The organism is Pseudomonas abyssi, assembly GCF_003444685.1.
GTDB classification, from domain to species: domain Bacteria; phylum Pseudomonadota; class Gammaproteobacteria; order Pseudomonadales; family Pseudomonadaceae; genus Halopseudomonas; species Halopseudomonas abyssi.
The window spans coordinates 463477-482722 of the sequence record NZ_LMAZ01000003.1 but is presented as its reverse complement, the minus strand read 5'-3'; the positions used below and the strand labels follow the sequence as shown (position 1 = coordinate 482722).

The window sequence follows — 19246 nt, the reverse complement described above, 5'->3', positions numbered from 1 at the left end:
TGAGGTGATTGGCAGATTTGTAGTTTTCAGTGCTAACTGTAGCGCGAATGAGAATCTTAACCAATTGCCGGTTGGGACAACGTGCCTGATGTCTGGCGCGGATGCGTCGTGGTTACGGGTGCTGGCGGCGGGGGCTGGAGGAGCGCGTGCTCGGGGCGGCGCTGCGCCTCAGGCGCAGCACTAGCAGCATGGCGCAGAGCATAAGGGCGGCGTTGATCAGCAGCGCTATGGGATCCTTCGGCCAGCCGTGCACTGCCAGGTGCGTGGCTACCAGCACAGGCAGACTGCTACTAAGCGCAACGTGCCACAGTCGATTGCTGGTGTCCGCTCTGACGGGGACGGCCGCGATCAGCAAGCTGCTCGCGGTCAACAGCAGCCAGGCGGGCAAGGTTGGCGCCTCAGGCCGCAGCAGCGTCAGTATCGCGAGCAGGGCGTAGATCAGCGGCTGCCCCCACAGCACCGCATCCCACTGGCGCTGCCAGCCGGGTGCCGCGCGCCCACTGTCGCTGCGGCGCAGCAGCCAGATTCGCACACCGCTGGTGGTGATCAGACAGAGCGCGGCGCCCAGCAGCAGATAGCTGAGCTTGACCAGGGGCGCGAGCCAGGGTTGGCCAAAACGACCAAAGTGCAGCGGTGCCAGAGCGGCGATGGCTTGCGCGCCGAAGGGGCCGTCGAAGGCATTGCGACTGCCCAGATGCTCGCCTGCGCCGTTGTAGATGTGGCGGTCAGTCAGTGCCAGCTCTGCGGGGTGCGCGATGTCGATTTGTACGCTTTGCCCGGCTGTACCAAATTCGCGTATCGCCAGGCGCGCTACCTGGGCGTCCGGGTAGCGCTGCTGGATGTCCTGCAAAATGGGCTGCAGCGCAGGCAACGGCGCAGCTGCCTCGTTGTGGGCGACCTGCGGCCCGACGAAAACCGCTCTTGCGCGCTGGGTATCGCCGTCGAAGGCGGCGTAGGACAGCGCGCCTAGAACCAGCGTGGTGAGGCCGAGAATTGCGCCGGTAAAGGTCACCGTCAGATGGAAGGGCAACGCCCAGACACTCAGCCGGTTGTGCAGGTCAGCCTGCTCCAGGCGCGGATTACCTCCACGGCGAAAGCGGAAGGCATCGCGGAAGATGCGCGGATGCGCCAGCACGCCTGAGAGGATCACCATGAGCATCAACACGCCGATTAGCCCAACCAGCGTCAGGCCCGGCGTGGCTGGCAGGTGCAGATAGAAGTGCAGATGCTCGAGAAAATGGCTGAAACCCGTGTGGCGCGGACCGAGCACTTCGCCCGTTGGGCTGACCTGCAGCAACTGCTCGCTGCCGGCCTGGTAGTCGACCCAGCGCAGCGATAGATTCGGGCTGCCGTCTGCCGGTGTGGTGACCACCACGTAGTCGTGAGTGCCGGCCTCTTGCGCCTGGGTGATGCCTGCCTGCAAGGCGCGGATCATGGCGTCGGCAGAGGCCTGCTCAAGCCGTGGCGCCTGCGGATTTTCCCAGCGCTCAATTTCCTGGCCGATGACCAGCAGGGTGCCAGACAGACACAGCAGGTAAATCAGCGCGGCCAGCAGCAAGCCGACCAGCGAGTGGGCCGCCAGCATGCTGCTGACCAGGCGCGGGGAGAGCAGGTTCTTCATGGGCTGGTGCCGCTCCTGAGCAGCAACAGCGTCGCCGACAGCCCGCAGCACAGCAGCAGCCCCGTGGCGGGCCAGCGCAGACGTTGCGCGCTGACGGCCCATAACACCGCCGTCGCCCAGAGGAGAGGAACGCTGAGCCCGGCAATCACAATGCTGTTGATGGCTGGCGGTGGCAACAGCCGGGCTAGCAGCATGCAAACGGACAGGGCAGCCAGCGCGGCCAGCGGGCCGGCGAGCAGCAAACGCATGGATTTGTGCCACCGGCCGCGGGTGGCGGGTGGGTCGGCTACGGCCGTGCGTTGGCGTGGCAGCCGTCGGGGTGAGCGTTGCAGGTTGGCCACGACCAGTAGCAATCCCAGCAGCATGCAGGCCAGCTGCGCTGCGGGAATCCCCACTTCGGCTCCGAAGGTCCTGGCAAAGGTCACGTGGCCAAGCATGATCAAGCCCCAGGCGATAGCCAGCCACAGGGCGCGGGCGCGCAGCGCCTTGCCCCAGGTCAGACGCAGGGTCAGTACGCCGGCGACCAGCAACGCCGTAGCCAGCAGGCCCATTACGCGATGGGCCTTGAGTGGGTAGTGGACGGGGGCCGCTGCATGTAGCGCTCCGCTAAGGGTTGGTGCGCGGAATTATCTCCGGCCCAGGACGGCGCTGCAAACTGCCCGCGTGGGTTCAGGCGACGCTGTGCTCGGCCAGGCCGCGGTATTGACCCTTGAAGTACAGCAGTGGCTCGCTGGCTGGCGCTTGCTGCAGGTTCAGTGCTTTGACCTCGCCAATGACGATCAGATGATCACCTGCGGGGTGTTCTGCATGAATCTCGCAATCCAGCCAGTGCAGGCTGCCTTTGATGAGCGGGCTGCCTAGCGGCGAGTGCTCCCAGTCGACCGCACGCCACTTGTCCGCGCCCTGCCGGGCGAAGGTATTGGAGATGTCGGCCTGCTCGCCCGCCAGGATGTTGACAGCGAAGCGGCCTGCGCGGCGAATCTTGGGGTAGCTGTAAGCGTCGGCCTTGACGCTGAAGGAGACCAGCGGCGGGTTCATCGATACGCTGTAGAAGGATTGGCAGGTAAAGCCGATGGGTTCGTCTCCGTCCTGCGCGGTAATGATGGTGATGCCGGAGGCGTAGTGTCCGAGCGCTTCGCGAAAGCGCAGTGGCTCGATAGCCGTGGTGAAACCTGACATGGTCAATCCTGAATTCGGGTGTGGTGTGCGCAATGCCCAGCGACCGTGCTGGCAGGAAGGGCCGGCCGGGCAGGCCCTTCCCGAGCCACGATTAGAGCTCGCCGCGAACGATGGCTGCACCGGCACTGAGGGCCTGCAGCTTGCCCCGGGCTACCTCGCGGGACAGCGGCGCCATGCCGCAATTGGTGCAGGGGTAGAGCTTGTCGGCATCGACAAACTCCAGCGCCTTGCGCAGCGTGCTGGCGACTTCTTCGGGCGTTTCGATGGTGTTGCTGGCGACGTCGATGGCGCCGACCATGACCTTCTTGCCGCGTACCAGTTCGATCAGTTCCATTGGCACATGCGAGTTGTGGCACTCCAGCGAAATCATGTCGATGGTGGATTTCTGCAGCTTGGGAAACGCTTCTTCGTACTGACGCCACTCCGAACCCAGGGTCTTTTTCCAGTCGGTGTTGGCCTGGATGCCATAGCCGTAGCAGATGTGCACCGCGGTTTCACACTTAAGACCTTCGATGGCGCGCTCCAGCGTCGCCACACCCCAGTCGTTGACCTCGTCAAAGAACACGTTAAAGGCGGGCTCATCAAACTGGATGATGTCGACGCCGGCGGCTTCCAGCTCGCGGGCTTCCTGGTTGAGGATCTTGGCAAATTCCCAGGCAAGCTTTTCGCGGCTTTTGTAGTGGCCGTCGTACAGGGTGTCGATCATGGTCATGGGGCCGGGCAGGGCCCACTTGATCGGCTGGCTGGTTTGCTGGCGCAGGAAACGCGCATCGTCAACAAACACGGATTTGGGACGGCTGACTGCGCCCACGACCGAGGGGACGCTGGCGTCGTAGCGGTCACGGATTCTGACGGTCTCGCGTTGTTCGAAATCAACGCCGTCCAGGTGCTCGATAAAGGTGGTGACAAAGTGCTGCCGGGTCTGTTCACCGTCACTGACGATATCAATGCCGGCGTGCAGCTGCTCCTGCAGAGATACGCGCAATGCATCCTGCTTGCCGTCAACCAGCTCCTGACCCTGCAGCTTCCAGGGCGACCACAGTTTTTCCGGTTCGGCCAGCCAGGAGGGTTTGGGCAGGCTGCCTGCGGTCGAAGTGGGTAGCAATTTTTTCATAATCAATGCGGCCGTCTGTCCGGTAGTTTAAAGGGTGTAGCTGGCAGACCACTGCTCGAGCACGGTCTGATAAGGCTTGATGAAGTGCTCTTCGGTGAACTTGCCCTGCTCGATGGCGAGCTGGCTGCGCTCCTTGCGGTCATACACGATCTGGGTCAGCGAATGGTCGCGGTTCTTCAGGTCCGGTTGGTAGCAGGCGCCGGCGGCCGCGTTGGCGTTGTAGATTTCCGGACGGTAGATGCGCTGGAACGACTCCATGGTGCTGATGGTGCTGATCAGCTCCAGGTTGGTGTAGTCGTTCAGCAGGTCGCCAAAGAAGTAGAACGCCAGCGGTGCTGCGCTGTTCGGCGGCATGAAGTAACGTACCTGCAGGCCCATTTTCTTGAAGTACTGCTCGGTCAGTGACGACTCGTTGGGCGTGTACTCAAAGCCGAGGATCGGATGCTGATTCTCGGTGCGCCGATACACCTTATTGTCGGACACACTCAGGCAGATGACCGGCAGCTTGCTGAAATGCTGTTTGTAGGTCTTCGAGTTGATGAAGTACTGGAACAGCTTGCCGTGCAGGTCGCCAAAGTTCTCGGGGATACTGAACGAGGGTTTGCCTTTGTTGTGATCGAGCAGCAGTACGCTGAAATCATAGTCGCGCACGTAGGACGAGAAGTTGTTGCCGACAATGCCTTCGATGCGGTTGCCGGTCTTCTTGTCGAGGATGTTGGTCTTGAGAATCTCGATGGCCGGGAAGGTATCGCCCTTGCCGGCAGCGTCCACGTGCAGCTCGACCGAGATGATGTCCAGTTCCACCGCGTAACGGTCGGCGTTGGGGTTATCCCATTTGGCCAGGTCGTTAAACCGGTTGTTGATCATGGCCAGGGCATTGCGCAGGTTGTTCTCACGGTCAGCGCCCCGGGCCAGGTTGGCAAAGTTGGTGGTGATGCGGGTGCTCTCAGACGGCTGGTAGTGCTCGTCGAAACGCAGGGTCTTGATGGAAAAGCTGAAGTCAGTGCTCATGATCGTCTGCAGTCCTGATATCCGAAGTAAACCTGAACGTCATCGGTAGCTGTTCAGGGGGCGCAATGCGTGCTCCGGCGCCGCTGGTGGCTGCGCGCCTGGTTGATGGCAGGCATTCTATGGGTTGCGCTGAATGAGTAAAAATGAACTTATTTCAATCCGGCATTAGTCATTTTCATGTGCTGCCAAACGGGTGCTGACGGGGGCTCGGCAGTGATTCAGGAGGGCTGCATACGGAGGTTTACCGCTGTCGGGCCATCGCCAGCCGATCCAGACGGCGCGCATCGGGCAGGCACTGGAGCGGAGTCGATGAAATACTGTGCAACCGTGCGATACTCTTGTTGCAGCCTCATTTCCTCGTATTGATTAACCTCTGTACAGCTGAGCAGCCACGCTATGCCCACCCCGCATTTGCCTTCACTGAATTTGATTCGTGTTTTTGAAGTGGCTGCGCGCCGATTAAGTTTCAAGGACGCGGCGGACGAGCTGTTTGTGTCCCCGCCAGCCGTCAGTCATCAGATCAAGGCGCTGGAAGAAAGCCTCGGCGTCGCGCTGTTCAAGCGCGAGAACCGGAAAATATCCCTGACCTCCGAAGGCAAGCGCTATTACCTGCATGTAAAGCGCGGCTTGGACCTGATTGACAGCGCTACGTTGGCCGTGCGCAAGGAACGGAAAAAGCGGCATTTTGTGATCAATACGCTGCCCAATATCGCCAGTTTGTTGCTGTTTCCTAATATTCACGAGTTTCAGGCCAGGTTCCCGGACCTGAACATTCAGATTGATTCAGATATAGCCCGAATCGATCTGGAGCGCTCGGAGGCGACGGTGGCCATCCGTCATGAATGTGGAAATGAGCCGGAGCTGACCTACCACCCCTTGGTGGAGATCTCACTCACGCCGATCTGCACGCGCAGCTACCTCGCCGAGCATCCGGGGTTGAGTGCGGGCGATTTTAGCGGCTGTCGGATCATCAAGATTGCCAGCGATACCTACCAGTGGCCCCGCTGGCAAACGCAGTGGGGGTTGCTGCCAGAGATTGCGAATGAGTTGGTGGTCAGTACGGTGCAAGCCAGTATTGAGGCGGTGAAGAGCAATGTAGGCGTTGCCATGGGCTACCTGCCAACGTCCTATCAATTTATGCGTAGTGACGATGATTTGGTGTTGCCACTGGCAGAAAAAGTGACCCAGCACGGTGAGTGCTTTTTGGCCTATAGCAACAGCAAAAAGGATGATGACGTCATCCGGGCGTTTCATGATTGGGTGGTCGGCGTGATCGCCAAAGAATGGTCGGATAAGAATATCTAATCCGAAGGCGCTGAATTATTCATTTGTCACCCCCGTGTTCACTGGGGAAGATAGGCGGCAATCGCAACGGAAAAGTGATCGCCACCATGCCCCTGGATAACCTCGCTAGCGGACTCTCCCACTCAAGCCAGCTGCCGCTGACGCCACGTGAGCGGCAAGTGCTGCAAGCCCTTGCCATGGGTAAGAGCAACAAGATGATCGCGCACATCCTGTCCATCAGCATGTATACCGTTGATGGTTACGTGAAAGAAATTTACCGAAAGCTCGGCATCAGAAACCGCACGATGGCGACGCTGTTTGCCGTTCAGCATGGGATTCTCAACTTGAACCATCTTGATATGGCCGACTTGTAGGAGGTGGCCGTGTTGCTGCGGTTTGGTCCGCTTCGCGAAACGCAGGGGTGAGCGCTGACAGGTCAGCGTAGAGAATGCTGGCAGGAGTAGCCATGACATCATGGCAAGTGGGCATTGCGCCACTCGATCAATGCGTTTTTGGGCGCGCTACAAGCGCAGCAAGGGCGTTCAACAGGCCAGTCTGCTGAACGCCCCCGAGATCAGAAAAGACCGTCAGACGTTGAAGCGGAAGTGCATCACGTCGCCATCTTTGACGATATATTCCTTACCTTCCAGACGCCATTTGCCGGCTTCCTTGGCACCGCTTTCGCCGTTGTACTGGATGAAGTCGTTATAGGCGACCACTTCGGCGCGGATGAAGCCTTTCTCAAAGTCAGTGTGAATCACGGCAGCCGCTTGCGGTGCGGTGGCGCCGATCTTCACGGTCCAGGCACGGACTTCCTTTACACCAGCGGTGAAGTAGGTCTGCAGGCCCAGCAGCTCGTAACCGGCGCGGATCACTCGGTTCAGGCCCGGCTCTTCCATGCCCATGGTTTCGAGGAACATCTGCTTTTCCTCGTCGTCATCCAGTTCGGCGATTTCCGCTTCGATCTTGTTGCAGACCGGTACGACTACGGCACCTTCTTCGGCGGCGATCTCGCGGACCACGTCCAGGTGCGGGTTATCCTCAAAGCCTTCTTCGGAGACGTTGGCGATGTACATTACCGGCTTGTTGGTCAGCAGGTGGAAGCCCTTGGCCAGCTGGCGTTCCTCCGGGCTGAGGTCCTTCAGCAGGGAGCGGGCGGGCTTGCCGTCTTCAAAGTGCGGGATCAGTTGTTCCAGCAGGGCTTTTTGTGCGATCGATTCCTTGTCGCCACCCTTGGCGTTGCGGGCAACGCGCTGCAGTTGTTTTTCGCAGCTTTCCAGGTCGGCAAAGATCAGCTCGAGATCAATGGTTTCGATGTCGCGGCGCGGGTTGACGCTGTTGGATACGTGAATGACGTTCTCGTCTTCAAAGCAGCGCACGACGTGGGCGATGGCGTCGGTTTCGCGAATGTTGGCCAGGAACTTGTTGCCTAGACCTTCACCCTTGGATGCGCCTTCTACCAGGCCGGCGATGTCGACGAACTCCATGCTGGTGGGGATTACGCGCTCGGGTTTGACGATGGCGGCCAGGGCGTCCAGGCGGGCATCGGGCATGGGGACCACGCCGCTGTTCGGCTCGATGGTGCAGAAGGGGAAGTTCTCGGCGCCAATGCCGGCCTTGGTCAGGGCATTGAACAGAGTGGATTTGCCGACGTTGGGCAGGCCGACGATGCCGCAGTTAAAACCCATGGTGTTGTCCTCTGCCGATGGTTCGGCGCAATGAGATTCAGGCCTTGAAGCTGTGCAGGCGTTGCATGACGGCGGTCCAGTTGCCTTCGACCATGCCGGGCAGTTCGCCAATGGCTTCGTCGATGCAGGCATCCAGTGCGTCCTGCTCGGCGCGGGGCGCTCGCCCCAACACAAAGCCGGTCACCTGCGAACTGTGGCCGGGATGGCCGATACCCAGACGCAGGCGGTGAAATGCGTTGTTGTTGCCCAGTTTGGCGATGATGTCGCGCAAACCGTTGTGCCCGCCGTGCCCGCCACCTTTCTTGCACTTGACCACGCCCGGCGGCAAATCCAGCTCGTCGTGGGCAATCAGGATTTCTTCCGGTGCAATGCGATAGAAACTCGCTAGCGCGGCGACAGCCTGCCCGCTGCGGTTCATGTAGGTGGTGGGGATAATCAGGCGAACATCCTGACCGGCGACGCTGATGCGTGCAGTCAGGCCAAAAAACTTGCTCTCTGGTCGCAGACTGGCGTTGTGCCGTGCGGCCAGGCGCTCAACAAAAAGGGCGCCAGCGTTGTGGCGGGTCAGTTCGTATTCCGGACCGGGGTTTCCCAATCCTGCAATCAACTTGATTCCCTGCGTCACAACGGGCGCCCCTCTTCAGAAGTCGTACGGGAGATTACTCCGCGGACTCCTCGCCTTCGGCAGCCGGCGCGTCGTCAGCAGCGGCAACGCGAGCAGCGTGAACGTTGGCAACCGGCAGATCGTGGTCAGGACCCTGAGCCAGGAACGGGATGCTAACGCCTTTCGGCAGTTTCAGATCAGACAGGTGAACGATCTGGTTCAGATCAACGCCAGCCATGTCGACTTCGATGAACTCCGGCAGGTCTTTCGGCAGGCAGTTCACTTCAACTTCGGTCATGGTGTGGGAGATCACGCCACCGCTCTTCTTGACGCCAACGCAGCTGTCTTCGTTGATGAAGTGCAGCGGAACGTGGACGGTGACTTCGTGGCCAGCAACAACGCGCAGGAAGTCAGCGTGCATGATCAGCGGCTTGGCCGGGTGACGTTGCAGGGCTTTCAGCAGCACGTCTTCTTTCTTGCCGTCGATGGACAGCTTGATGACGTGGGAGTAGAAAGCTTCGTTTTCCAGTGCTTTTTTCAGTTCGCGAGCTTCCAGCGCGATGTTTTGCGGGGCCTTGTCGCCGCCGTAAACGATTGCCGGAACCAGATCAGCGTTACGACGCAGGCGGCGGCTCGCACCTTTCCCCAGGTCGTTACGCGCTTTCGCATTCAGAGAGAAGTCGACCATTGTAGTCTCCTTGCTAATTCACCCGGGCACTTGCGACCAGTGCATCGGGCGAAGGGTTGTGCCCTTGTTGGGCGTAAACCAGCGCCGGTTCCTTAACGGAACATGGCACTGATGGATTCTTCGTTGCTGATGCGGCGCATGGCTTCGGCCACAATCGGGGCCATGTCCAGCTGGCGGATGCGCTCGCAGGCTTCGGCGGCCGGGGTCAGCGGGATGGTGTTGGTCACCACCAGCTCATCCAGCACCGAGCCGGTAATATTTTCGATGGCCTTGCCCGACAGGATCGGGTGTGTGCAGTAGGCATAGACCTGCGCAGCACCATGGTCTTTCAGGGCCTTGGCCGCGTGGCACAGGGTGCCGGCGGTATCGACCATGTCGTCGACCAGGACACAGGTGCGCCCTTCGACATCACCGATGATGTGCATCACTTCAGACTGGTTGGCCTTGGGGCGACGCTTGTCGATAATCGCCAGGTCAACGCCGAGGCTCTTGGCAACGGCACGGGCGCGAACGACACCACCGATGTCCGGCGACACAATCATCAGGTTTTCAAAACGCTGGTCCTGAATATCGTCGATCAGGACGGGCGAGCCGTAGATGTTGTCGACCGGGATATCGAAGAAGCCCTGGATCTGGTCAGCGTGCAGGTCAACGGTGAGCAGGCGGTCAACACCAACGGTGTCGAGCATGTCGGCGACGACCTTGGCGCTGATGGCAACACGGGCCGAGCGCGGGCGACGATCCTGACGGGCATAGCCGAAGTAGGGGACCACCGCCGTGACGCGCGACGCAGAAGAGCGACGCAGGGCATCAGCCATGACGACCAGTTCCATCAGGTTGTCGTTGGTTGGCGCGCAGGTGGGCTGAAGAATGAAGACGTCCTTGCCGCGTACATTTTCGTTCAGCTCGACGTTGACTTCACCGTCGCTGAAACGACCGACGGTAGCGTCGCCGAGCGGAATGTGCAGTTGACGCACGACGCGCCGTGCCAGATCGGGGTTGGCGTTCCCCGTGAAAACCATCATCTTGGACACGCAGCATTACCTTTTTGGGTAGCGGTCTTGGCGGAAGATTCAGGTCTGCGGGAATGCCGGGAGGCCTCAACCAGTCAGACATGAATCTGTTCTGTACGTGATTGCTGCCGGAGAGAAAAATGGCAGGGGCGGCTGGATTCGAACCAACGCATGGCAGGATCAAAACCTGCTGCCTTACCGCTTGGCGACGCCCCTGTATCTGTCCGGATGCACGGCTGCATCCGTCATGCTTGCTTTTGCAGTGCTCGGTGTAACGGTGAAACGTTACAACCTCGTGCTACAAAACTTCGCAGTGTGGCTGGCAACCGGGCGCGAACTTTATCAGCTTCGCATTCGTTTGGGAAGGCCCCAAACAAGCAACTGCCAGTCCCGGTCATCTTAGCCTCACAATATTTGTTTAGCAAGATCAACGTGTTACGAATTTCAGGGTAACGCGTTGTGACAACCGGCAAGCAGTCATTCCGACCACCGTGCTCACGGAAGGCCGCTAATGTAATGGGCGATGTATCGCGCGTCAACCTCTGGTCGGAAAAAATTTCTGCGGTACTGACGTGGCAGTCCGGCGCCACGACCAGAAACCAGGGTTCGTCCAGCTCCACTGGCGTCAGTTGTTCGCCGACGCCTTCGGCCCAGGCGGCCTTGCCGTGCACGAACACCGGCACGTCGGCGCCCAGGCGGATGCCGAGCTCGGCCAATTGCTCAAGCGACAGGCCGGTTTGCCATAGCTGGTTGAGGCCGAGCAGAGTGGTCGCAGCGTCGGAACTGCCACCGCCAATGCCGCCGCCCATCGGCAGCACTTTCTCCAGGCGTATGTCGGCGCCCAGCTGGCTGCCGCTGGCTTCGCGTAGCAGGCGCGCAGCACGCATGATCAGGTTGTCTTCGGCATCGACGCCGGGCAGATCGGTCAGCAACTGCAGCTGGTCATCGTCGCGCCGGTTGAAATGCAGGGTGTCGCCATAGTCGAGAAACTGAAAAAGGGTCTGCAGTTCGTGGTAACCGTTGGCGCGGCGACCGGTGATGTGCAAAAACAGGTTCAGTTTGGCGGGGGCGGGCAGGCTGAGTGTGGTGCTGTTCATTCGCTGAGACCGGGCTTCCATTCGGTGACGACCAGGGTTAGCAGCAGGTCGTGACCGGAAATCTGCAGGCGTTGTGGCAGTTCGACACCGTCGACCTGCTGGTAGCGGCTGTATTCTACGGTCCAGCCGCTTTGGCTGAGGCGGCCAAGGCGACTGTTGCTGTCCAGTTGCAGGTGGCTGGGCGAGTCCGGTGCCGGCAGGCCCCGGACCCACCAGAGCAGATGGTCGACTGGCAGACGCCAGCCAATCTGGTCTTCTACCAGCTGCTCGGCGGATTCTGCGGTCACCGGGGCACGCCCGGCGATCTCCAGTGTGGTTTGCTGGCGGTCACCCTGGATGCGCGTGGCGCCGCGGCCCAGTGGTCCGGACAGGCGGATATCGTAGTACTGCTGGCGCTGTAGCCAGAACAGGGTGCCGCTACCGGATTCCTGGGGGCTGCGAATGCCCAGCTTGCCCTGCAAGATCCAGCTGTCGATGGGTTCGACGGCGCTGCGATGGGTTTTCCAGGCGGCTTCGTCGCCGCCCAGTTCGAGTGTTTCGCGCTGATGCAGGCTGCTGCAGGCGGTCAGGGTCAGCAGCAGGCAGGCCAGCAGGATGCGGTGCAACAGGGGCATGGCTTATTCGGCTTCCAGGCGGTCGCGGGTGGCGGGGATCAATTGACTGTCGGGGCTGTGTTCCAGCGCCTCGCGCCAGATCTTGCGAGCTTCGCGTTCCTTGCCCTGGCGCCAGAGCACCTCGCCCAGGTGGGCGGCGACTTCCTGGTCAGGGTAGGCGGCGTAGGCGTCGCGCAGTAGGGCTTCGGCGCGGTCCAGGTCACCCAGGCGGTAGTAGACCCAGCCCAGGCTGTCCTGAATGGCGGGGTCGCTGGGATCCAGGGCGGCGGCGCGTTTGATCAGGGCGAGCGCCTCGTCCAGGCGCTCGTTGCGATCGGCCAGGGTATAACCCAGCGCGTTCAGCGCCATGGCGTTGTCCGGCTCGCGGGCGATGATATTGCCCAGGTCCTCTTCCAGACCGCGTGGGTTGCCCAGCATCTCGTGCAGCATGGCGCGGCTGTAGAGCAGATTGCTGTCGTTCGGGTAGGCCTGCAGGGCGGTGTTGGCCTGCTGGATGGCCAGCTCCGGGTGGTTCGGCAGCAGCGCTTCTATTTCGATCTGGAACAATGCCAGGCCGTGTTGCGGGTGCTGGTCACGATCCTGTTGCAACTGTGCCTGCAGGGCGGCGATGCGGTCCTGCTCCAGCAACAGGCGCGCCATCTGCACGCGGGAGGTGAGTAGTTCGGTGCCGCTGTCGATACTCTGCCAGGTCAGCAGGGCGTCGTCGGGGCGGTCGGCGGCCAGGTAGGCATTGCCCAGGTGGTAGCGGGCGGTATTGTTGCCCGGTGCCAGCTGCAGGGTGTTCTGCAGATGAATGACGGCGTCGCTGGCCTGGCCCAGTTCCAGCTCAATCAGCCCCAGCGACAGCTGTAGGTCCGGTTCGTCCGGGTTGTCGCGGGCCAGCTTGGCGTACTGCGTGCGGGCGTCGGCAAAGTTGCCTTCACTGACCAGGGTGCGTGCCAGCATCAGGCGCAGGCGGGTGTCATCCGGAAAGCTCTCCAGCCCGCGATACAGAATCTCGGTGGCTTCCTCGATATCCTGTTCAGCCACCAGACGGCTGTGCAGGAGGATGGCGGGCGGCGCCTCGTCCGTATGCGGGTGCTCTTCCAGCAGCGCTAGTGCTTCGGCGTTGCGATTGGCCTGTTGCAATAGCAGGGCGCGGGCAAAGACCAGCTGGGTGTTGTCCGGGAAGCGGTCGTTCATGCGTTCGAGGCTGTCGAGCAAGGCGTTGCGTGTGGTCGCATCGGTGTCGGCTGCGGCCAGGGCAAGAAAATCGAAATGGGTTTCGCCATGCAGCTCCAGTGCGCGCTGCATCATATCCATGGCCTGCTCGTGGCGACCTGTGCGTGCCAGGTGAATGGCGGCTGAGCGCAGGGCTTCCGGGTCTTGCGGTGCGACCTCTACCCACAGCCGTGCCATCTCCAGGGCGGCCGGCTCATTGCCGAGAAACTCGGCGACACGCAGGGCGCGTTCGCTGATGCCGGCGTCGCGCGTGCTGCGGGCCTGGCGCAGGTAGTTGTCCAGTGCCAGGTCAAAGCGGTTGCGCTGGCCGGCAATTTCGGCGCTCAACAGCTCATAGAGCGTGTCCTGCTGAAAGCGACCATAGGTGACCGGGGTGTCGGCTGTGCTGTCGGTTTCACTGCTGGTCGGCGGCTTTGCTGGTGCGGCTGGCGCGTCCGGCTGGGACAGGCTGCTGCAGCCACTGAGCAGCAGGCCGGCTGCGAGCAGGGCGGGCAGGGTGGATGCGGAAAACACCTTCATAGAATAGGAAGTCTCATGCAAAACGGTTGGCCTGCCTTGGTGGAGCGCGCAAGCGCGGTACAGCAGGTGGCATCATGACACAGGCGTGCGGGCAAACCCAGCGGCTGCCAGCGGCCTGCGCGGCGTTCTGTCGCCATGCCCGGAGGCGCTGTTGGGCATCTGGCGATTGATTGGCTTGAACTAACATAGGACAATTGCACGTTTTTGGCAGCAGCTCCGTTCTCGCAATACGAGGCATCATGGGTTTTATTGCACTGGGCATCAATCATCGGACCGCAGGGGTGGAGGTGCGCGAGCGCGTATCCTTCTCGCCCGAACAGCTGCCCGATGCCCTGCAGCGCCTGCGCGCCGAAGCGGGCGCCGATGAAGTGGCCATCCTCTCCACCTGTAACCGCACCGAGCTGTATTGCGCTCAGGATCGGCTCGACGCCGAGCGGCTGGTGGAATGGGTCGCCCGCTTTCATGGTATGACCGCAGATGAGATTCGCCGTTCCAGTTACCTGCATCAGGACGCGGGCGCGGTGAATCACATGATGCGCGTCGCCGCCGGCCTCGACTCGCTGGTGCTGGGTGAACCGCAGATTCTCGGCCAGATGAAGGATGCCTGGCAGGCCGCGCGCACCGCCGGCACGCTGGGACCCTATCTGGATCGGCTGTTTCAGAGCACCTTCAGCATGGCCAAGCAGGTGCGTACCGACACCGCGATTGGCGAAAACCCGGTCTCGGTGGCCTTTGCTGCGGTCAGCCTGGCACGCCAGATCTTTGCCGACCTGCGCCGCAGTACCGCCTTGCTGATCGGCGCAGGCGAGACCATCGGGCTGGTCGCACGGCACCTGTTCGAGCAGGGCGTGGGGCGTATTATCGTCGCCAACCGCACCTTGCAGCGCGCCGAGCTGTTAAGCGAGCCGCTGGGCGGTCAGGCCATCGTGTTGACCCAGATCCCGGACATTCTGGCCGAGTGTGATGTGGTCATCAGCTCTACCGCCAGCCCGCTACCGATCCTTGGCAAGGGCGCGGTGGAGCGTGCGCTCAAGCAGCGCCGGCACAAGCCGATGTTCATGGTTGATATCGCCGTACCCCGGGATATCGAGCCGGAGGTTGGTAGCCTGTCAGACGTCTATCTCTATACCGTCGATGACCTGCACGAGGTGATTGAGGAAAACCTGCGCTCGCGCCAGGGCGCGGCCGAGGCTGCCGAGCGTCTGATTGAACTGGGTACTGGCGATTTCATGCAGCGCCTGCGGGCGCTGGCGGCGGTGGATGTGCTGCGCAGCTACCGGCAAAAGGCCGAGCAGGCCCGCGATCAGGAACTGCAGAAGGCGCTGGCCAAACTGCAGCGCGGCGCTGATCCGGCGCTGGTGATGGCCGAAATGGCACGCATGCTGACCAATAAATTGCTGCACGACCCCAGTGTACAGCTCAAGCAGATGACGGCGCAGGGGCGGGTGGAAGCGCTGGCGCTGGCGCAGGAACTCTTTGCCCTGGGCGACTCGGCGCCGGGCAACCGTAACAACTCCTCACAAGGCGACTCATGAAAGCATCCCTGTTGAACCGGCTGGACGCCCTCGGCGAGCGCTTCGAAGAATTGGCGGCGCTGCTCAGCGACGCCGAGGTAATCAGCGATCAGCCGCGTTTTCGCAGCTACTCCAAGGAGTACGCCGAGCTGGAAGGGACGGTCAAGTGCTATGCGCAGTGGCGCCGCGTGCAGGGTGATATCGAGGAGGCGCGCAGTCTGCTCAAGGATAGCGATCCGGACCTGCGGGCCATGGCCGAGGAAGACCTGGACGCCAATACGGCGCAGCTGGCCGAGCTGGAAGAAGAGCTGAACCGCCTGCTGTTGCCGAAAGACCCGAACGATGACCGCAACGTGTTTCTGGAAATTCGCGCCGGCACCGGCGGCGATGAAGCCGCCATTTTCTCCGGCGACCTGTTCCGCATGTACAGCCGCTATGCTGAGCGCCAGGGCTGGCGTGTCGAGGTGCTGTCGGAAAACCCCGGTGAGCATGGCGGCTACAAGGAAGTGATCGCCCGTGTCGAAGGCCAGTCGGTCTACGCCAAACTCAAGTTCGAGTCCGGTGCGCACCGCGTGCAACGGGTACCGGAGACCGAGTCCCAGGGCCGTATTCATACCTCTGCCTGCACCGTGGCGATCCTGCCCGAGATGGACGAGCAGGCCGACATCGAGATCAATCCGGCGGACCTGCGAGTGGACACCTACCGCGCCTCCGGCGCTGGTGGGCAGCACGTCAACAAGACCGATTCGGCGATTCGTCTGACCCACTTGCCCACCGGCATTGTGGTCGAATGTCAGGACGAGCGCTCGCAGCACAAGAACCGCGCCCGCGCCATGAGCCTGCTGCAGGCCAAGCTGGTCAATCAGCAGCGCGAAGCACAGGAGAAAGAGCTGTCCGATACCCGCCGCTCGCTGGTTGGGTCGGGCGATCGCTCCGAGCGCATCCGCACCTACAACTTCCCGCAGGGCCGGGTGACCGATCACCGCATCAACCTGACCCTCTATAGCCTGGATGAAGTCATTGCCGGCAACCTCGACAACGTCATCGAGCCGCTGCTACGCGAATATCAGGCCGATCAGCTGGCAGCGCTGGAGTCGGCATGACGCCAACCCTGGCCGAGCTGCTGGCCAGCGCCGAGTTGCCTGACTCGGACACCGCGCGGCTGGACGCCGAGCTGCTGCTGTGCCACGCCATCGGCAAACCCCGGTCCTATCTGCGTACCTGGCCTGAACGCCAGCCTGATGCGGAGCAGTTGCGTCATTTTGAACAGCTCATCAGGCAGCGCCGCAGCGGCGTGCCGGTGGCTTACCTGCTCGGCTCGCAAGGCTTCTGGAGCCTGCAACTGGACGTCAGCGAAAGCACGCTGATTCCACGCCCGGACACCGAGCGTTTGGTTGAGGTGGCGCTGGAACTGGGGCCGCAGGGGCCTGCCGAGGTTCTGGATCTCGGCACCGGCACCGGTGCGATCGCGCTGGCGCTGGCGGTCGAGCGCCCTGACTGGCAGCTGACCGGGGTCGACCGGGTCGCCGAGGCTGTGGCGCTGGCGCGCGCTAATGCCGAGCGTCTGCAGATCGATAATGCCCATTTTGAGCCGAGCGACTGGTTCAGTGCGCTGGCCGGTCGGCAGTTTGACCTGATTGTGTCCAACCCGCCCTATATTGCGGCAGATGATCCACACCTGCAGCAGGGTGATGTGCGCTTTGAGCCTGGCAGTGCGCTGGTCAGTGGCGCTGACGGTCTGGATGATATTCGCCGGCTCGTGCAACAGGTGCCCGATCACCTGCAATCGGGTGGCTGGCTGCTGTTTGAGCATGGCTGGCAGCAGGCCCAAGCCGTCGCAGAGCTGCTGGGCCAGCGAGGCTTTGAGCAGGTTCAGAGTTGGCGTGATCTTGGTGGCCAGCAACGGGTAACCGGAGGGCAATGGCATGGATGATCAACAGCTGCTGCGCTACAGCAGACAGATTCTGTTGCCGCAGATTGATGTCGACGGCCAGCAGCGGCTGCTCGATAGCCGGGTGCTGATTGTCGGTGTCGGCGGACTTGGCTCGCCGGTCGCGCTGTATCTGGCCGCTGCCGGGGTGGGCGAACTGGTGCTCGCCGATCCGGATCAGGTCGATCTGACCAACCTGCAGCGGCAGATCATTCATCACGCAGCTGACATCGGCCGTGACAAGGTAGCCTCTGCCGCCGAACGGCTGGCTGCCATCAACCCGCAGGTTGGTTGTCGTCAGTTGCCGGTCGCGCTGGCGGACGATGCGCTGCTGACAGCCGTTGGCGAGGTTGATCTGGTGCTCGACTGCTCTGATAACTTTGCGACCCGGCATGCGGTCAACCGCGCCTGCGTGCAACTGGGTAAGCCACTGGTGTCGGGCGCCGCCATTCGTCTTGAAGGGCAGCTCAGCGTGTTTGATCCGCGCCGCGATGATAGCCCCTGCTATCAATGCCTATACGGTGATGGTGATGAGCAGGCGCTCAGCTGCAGCGAGGCCGGCGTGGTAGGGCCGCTGGTGGGCCTGGTCGGCAGCCTGCAGGCGCTGGAGGCGCTCAAGTTGTTGGTCGGGTTTGGTGAACCGCTGGTTGGGCGTCTGCTGCTGATTGATGCGCTGGATGGTCGTTTTCGCGAGCTGCGGGTGCGCCGTGACCCGGGCTGTGCCTGTTGTGGCGCGCGCGCATGAGTTGCCCTATCGGTGTCTTCGACTCAGGTGTGGGCGGCCTCTCGGTGTTACGTGAAATTCGCCGGCTGCTGCCAAGCGAAGACCTGCTGTATGTGGCTGACAGCGGCTATGTGCCCTATGGCGAAAAGTCTCCTGAGGTGATTCGTCAGCGCAGCAGACATATCGCTGAATTCCTCATTGCGCGGGGCGCCCGTTCGCTGGTGTTGGCCTGCAACACGGCTACGGTGGCTGCGGTCAATGATCTGCGCGGGATCTTCGATATGCCGATCGTCGGCATGGAACCAGCGGTGAAGCCGGCCGCACGGGCCACCCGCAATGGCAAGGTGGGTGTGCTGGCTACCACCGGGACGCTGCAAAGTGCGACCTTCGCTGCCCTGCTGGACCGCTTTGCCCGTGATGTGCAGGTGTTGGCCCAGCCCTGTCCGGGGCTGGTCGAATGTGTCGAGCGCGGTGATCTCGACGGCCCGGAGGTGACGATGCTGCTGCGCCAGTATGTTCAGCCGTTGCTGGCTGCCGGTTGCGATACGCTGATTCTGGGCTGTACGCACTACCCTTTCCTTAAGCCGCTGCTGGGGCCCATGCTGCCGCCCGATGTGCAGGTGGTGGATACCGGCGAAGCGGTTGCCCGCCAGGTGCAGGCGAGACTGACCGAGAGTGGCTTGCTGCGCGCCACGGGTACGGCGTCAGTGCGTTTCTGGACCAGTGGCGATCCGCAGCAGATGCGGGCCGTGCTACCCGTGCTCTGGGGCGATGAGGGGCCGGTTGCTGCACTGCCGGTGTAGAAATCGCAATGGGCAGGAAAAATTCCTGTTGGGAGAACTTTGCGTGAATTCGCGGTCTATCTAGCGTGATTTGTCGATAATTAAGGAAGAAGACGCATGAGACGTTCATTGATAATCGGAAGTATGCTGTCGATTATGGCCTGCAGTTCATCCGTATACGCCCTCGATGGTATTACCCTGGAAGGGGGGCATACCAACGAATCGACCGACACCTTGCGCCTGGGCCTGCAGTTCGATTTCGGCCGTACGCTGTGGCAAAGCGATGGCGGTGGCGCGGTAATCAGTGGCTATTGGGATGCCGGCTACACCCACTGGAGCGGGCTGGACGCCGAGAGTGTCATCCTGACCCCGGTGTTTACCCTGAGCTTTCCGGGTAATGGTGGCGTGACGCCCTTTATCGAAGGTGGTATCGGTGCCGCCGTGTTTACCGAAACCAACCTGGACAACCGTCGTGACTTGGGGTCCAAATTCCAGTTCGAGGACCGCATTGGCGCTGGTATGCGCTTCACCTCGGGGGCGGAAGTAGGGCTGCGCTACTACCACTATTCCAACGCCGGTATCAAACAACCCAACCAGGGTATCAACAAGGCCGCGCTCTACTACCGTCACCCGATCTGACGGC

General features: G+C 61.6%; 20 protein-coding genes and 1 tRNA gene. 8 read left to right on the top strand and 13 right to left on the bottom strand.

All coding sequences use genetic code 11. From position 1 onward, the window contains the following. Positions 1 to 112 precede the first annotated feature (112 nt). The 5 genes from ASB58_RS12920 to ASB58_RS12900 form a co-directional block, all read right to left on the bottom strand. Positions 113 to 1621, bottom strand: coding sequence for a PepSY-associated TM helix domain-containing protein (locus ASB58_RS12920; RefSeq protein WP_181977929.1), 1509 nt, complete (start codon positions 1619 to 1621; stop codon positions 113 to 115). Continuing rightward, complete coding sequence (locus tag ASB58_RS12915) at positions 1618 to 2172, bottom strand: hypothetical protein (protein ID WP_118131124.1); 555 nt, start codon at positions 2170 to 2172, stop codon at positions 1618 to 1620. The genes ASB58_RS12920 and ASB58_RS12915 overlap by 4 nt, the downstream gene beginning before the upstream one ends. A gap of 118 nt (positions 2173 to 2290) precedes the next feature. Next, a complete protein-coding gene (locus ASB58_RS12910; RefSeq protein ID WP_118131123.1) occupies positions 2291 to 2800 on the bottom strand; it encodes a flavin reductase family protein in 510 nt (169 codons plus the stop codon). Between the two features lie 91 nt (positions 2801 to 2891). After that, positions 2892 to 3914 (bottom strand): methionine synthase, encoded by a 1023-nt coding sequence (locus ASB58_RS12905; RefSeq protein ID WP_118131122.1) that lies wholly within the window; start codon positions 3912 to 3914, stop codon positions 2892 to 2894. Positions 3915 to 3941: 27 nt separating this feature from the next. After that, positions 3942 to 4925 (bottom strand): DUF1852 domain-containing protein, encoded by a 984-nt coding sequence (locus tag ASB58_RS12900; protein ID WP_118131121.1) that lies wholly within the window; start codon positions 4923 to 4925, stop codon positions 3942 to 3944. A 396-nt stretch (positions 4926 to 5321) separates the two neighbouring features. On the opposite strand from ASB58_RS12900, the gene ASB58_RS12895 reads away from it, so the two are divergent. Both ASB58_RS12895 and ASB58_RS12890 read left to right on the top strand, forming a co-directional pair. Continuing rightward, entirely contained in the window at positions 5322 to 6230 is a 909-nt protein-coding gene (locus ASB58_RS12895; RefSeq protein WP_118131120.1) for a LysR family transcriptional regulator, read from the top strand. Positions 6231 to 6316: 86 nt separating this feature from the next. Further along, a complete protein-coding gene (locus ASB58_RS12890) occupies positions 6317 to 6583 on the top strand; it encodes a response regulator transcription factor (protein WP_065335925.1) in 267 nt (88 codons plus the stop codon). A gap of 213 nt (positions 6584 to 6796) precedes the next feature. On the opposite strand, the gene ychF is transcribed toward ASB58_RS12890, so the two are convergent. The 8 genes from ychF to ASB58_RS12850 form a co-directional block, all read right to left on the bottom strand. Continuing rightward, complete coding sequence (gene ychF, locus ASB58_RS12885) at positions 6797 to 7897, bottom strand: redox-regulated ATPase YchF (RefSeq protein ID WP_096003265.1); 1101 nt, start codon at positions 7895 to 7897, stop codon at positions 6797 to 6799. A 37-nt stretch (positions 7898 to 7934) separates the two neighbouring features. Then, positions 7935 to 8510 carry an aminoacyl-tRNA hydrolase gene (pth, locus tag ASB58_RS12880; protein WP_118131153.1) on the bottom strand — a complete coding sequence of 192 codons (576 nt, stop codon included), beginning with the start codon at positions 8508 to 8510 and terminating at the stop codon, positions 7935 to 7937. Between the two features lie 46 nt (positions 8511 to 8556). Beyond that, the gene (locus ASB58_RS12875) at positions 8557 to 9189 is read right to left on the bottom strand and encodes a 50S ribosomal protein L25/general stress protein Ctc (protein WP_096003264.1); all 633 of its coding nucleotides are present in this window, start codon (positions 9187 to 9189) and stop codon (positions 8557 to 8559) included. Between the two features lie 92 nt (positions 9190 to 9281). Next, positions 9282 to 10223 carry a ribose-phosphate pyrophosphokinase gene (locus tag ASB58_RS12870; protein WP_096003263.1) on the bottom strand — a complete coding sequence of 314 codons (942 nt, stop codon included), beginning with the start codon at positions 10221 to 10223 and terminating at the stop codon, positions 9282 to 9284. Positions 10224 to 10343: 120 nt separating this feature from the next. Next, positions 10344 to 10418 (bottom strand) — tRNA-Gln (locus ASB58_RS12865). Between the two features lie 29 nt (positions 10419 to 10447). Then, positions 10448 to 11299, bottom strand: a complete 852-nt coding sequence (gene ispE / locus ASB58_RS12860) for a 4-(cytidine 5'-diphospho)-2-C-methyl-D-erythritol kinase (RefSeq protein WP_096003262.1) — start codon at positions 11297 to 11299, stop codon at positions 10448 to 10450. Beyond that, positions 11296 to 11913: a lipoprotein insertase outer membrane protein LolB gene (gene lolB, locus ASB58_RS12855; RefSeq protein WP_096003261.1), complete on the bottom strand. Its 618-nt coding sequence runs from the start codon at positions 11911 to 11913 to the stop codon at positions 11296 to 11298. Before lolB ends, ispE begins: the two co-directional genes overlap by 4 nt. Before the next feature lie 3 nt (positions 11914 to 11916). Beyond that, a complete protein-coding gene (locus ASB58_RS12850) occupies positions 11917 to 13653 on the bottom strand; it encodes a tetratricopeptide repeat protein (protein WP_118131119.1) in 1737 nt (578 codons plus the stop codon). A gap of 239 nt (positions 13654 to 13892) precedes the next feature. Here ASB58_RS12850 and hemA point away from each other — a divergent pair, with 239 nt between their 5' ends. The 6 genes from hemA to ASB58_RS12820 all read left to right on the top strand — a co-directional run bounded on the left by hemA (position 13893) and on the right by ASB58_RS12820 (position 19242). Further along, a complete protein-coding gene (gene hemA / locus ASB58_RS12845) occupies positions 13893 to 15188 on the top strand; it encodes a glutamyl-tRNA reductase (RefSeq protein ID WP_118131118.1) in 1296 nt (431 codons plus the stop codon). Next, positions 15185 to 16270, top strand: a complete 1086-nt coding sequence (gene prfA, locus ASB58_RS12840) for a peptide chain release factor 1 (protein WP_096003258.1) — start codon at positions 15185 to 15187, stop codon at positions 16268 to 16270. The genes hemA and prfA overlap by 4 nt, the downstream gene beginning before the upstream one ends. Next, the gene (gene prmC, locus ASB58_RS12835; protein ID WP_118131117.1) at positions 16267 to 17100 is read left to right on the top strand and encodes a peptide chain release factor N(5)-glutamine methyltransferase; all 834 of its coding nucleotides are present in this window, start codon (positions 16267 to 16269) and stop codon (positions 17098 to 17100) included. Before prfA ends, prmC begins: the two co-directional genes overlap by 4 nt. Further along, positions 17093 to 17842, top strand: coding sequence for a molybdopterin-synthase adenylyltransferase MoeB (locus ASB58_RS12830; protein WP_096003256.1), 750 nt, complete (start codon positions 17093 to 17095; stop codon positions 17840 to 17842). The genes prmC and ASB58_RS12830 overlap by 8 nt, the downstream gene beginning before the upstream one ends. Then, positions 17839 to 18624: a glutamate racemase gene (gene murI, locus ASB58_RS12825; protein ID WP_096003255.1), complete on the top strand. Its 786-nt coding sequence runs from the start codon at positions 17839 to 17841 to the stop codon at positions 18622 to 18624. The genes ASB58_RS12830 and murI overlap by 4 nt, the downstream gene beginning before the upstream one ends. A gap of 96 nt (positions 18625 to 18720) precedes the next feature. After that, a complete protein-coding gene (locus ASB58_RS12820) occupies positions 18721 to 19242 on the top strand; it encodes an acyloxyacyl hydrolase (protein WP_202974630.1) in 522 nt (173 codons plus the stop codon). The last annotated feature ends 4 nt before the right edge of the window (positions 19243 to 19246 follow it).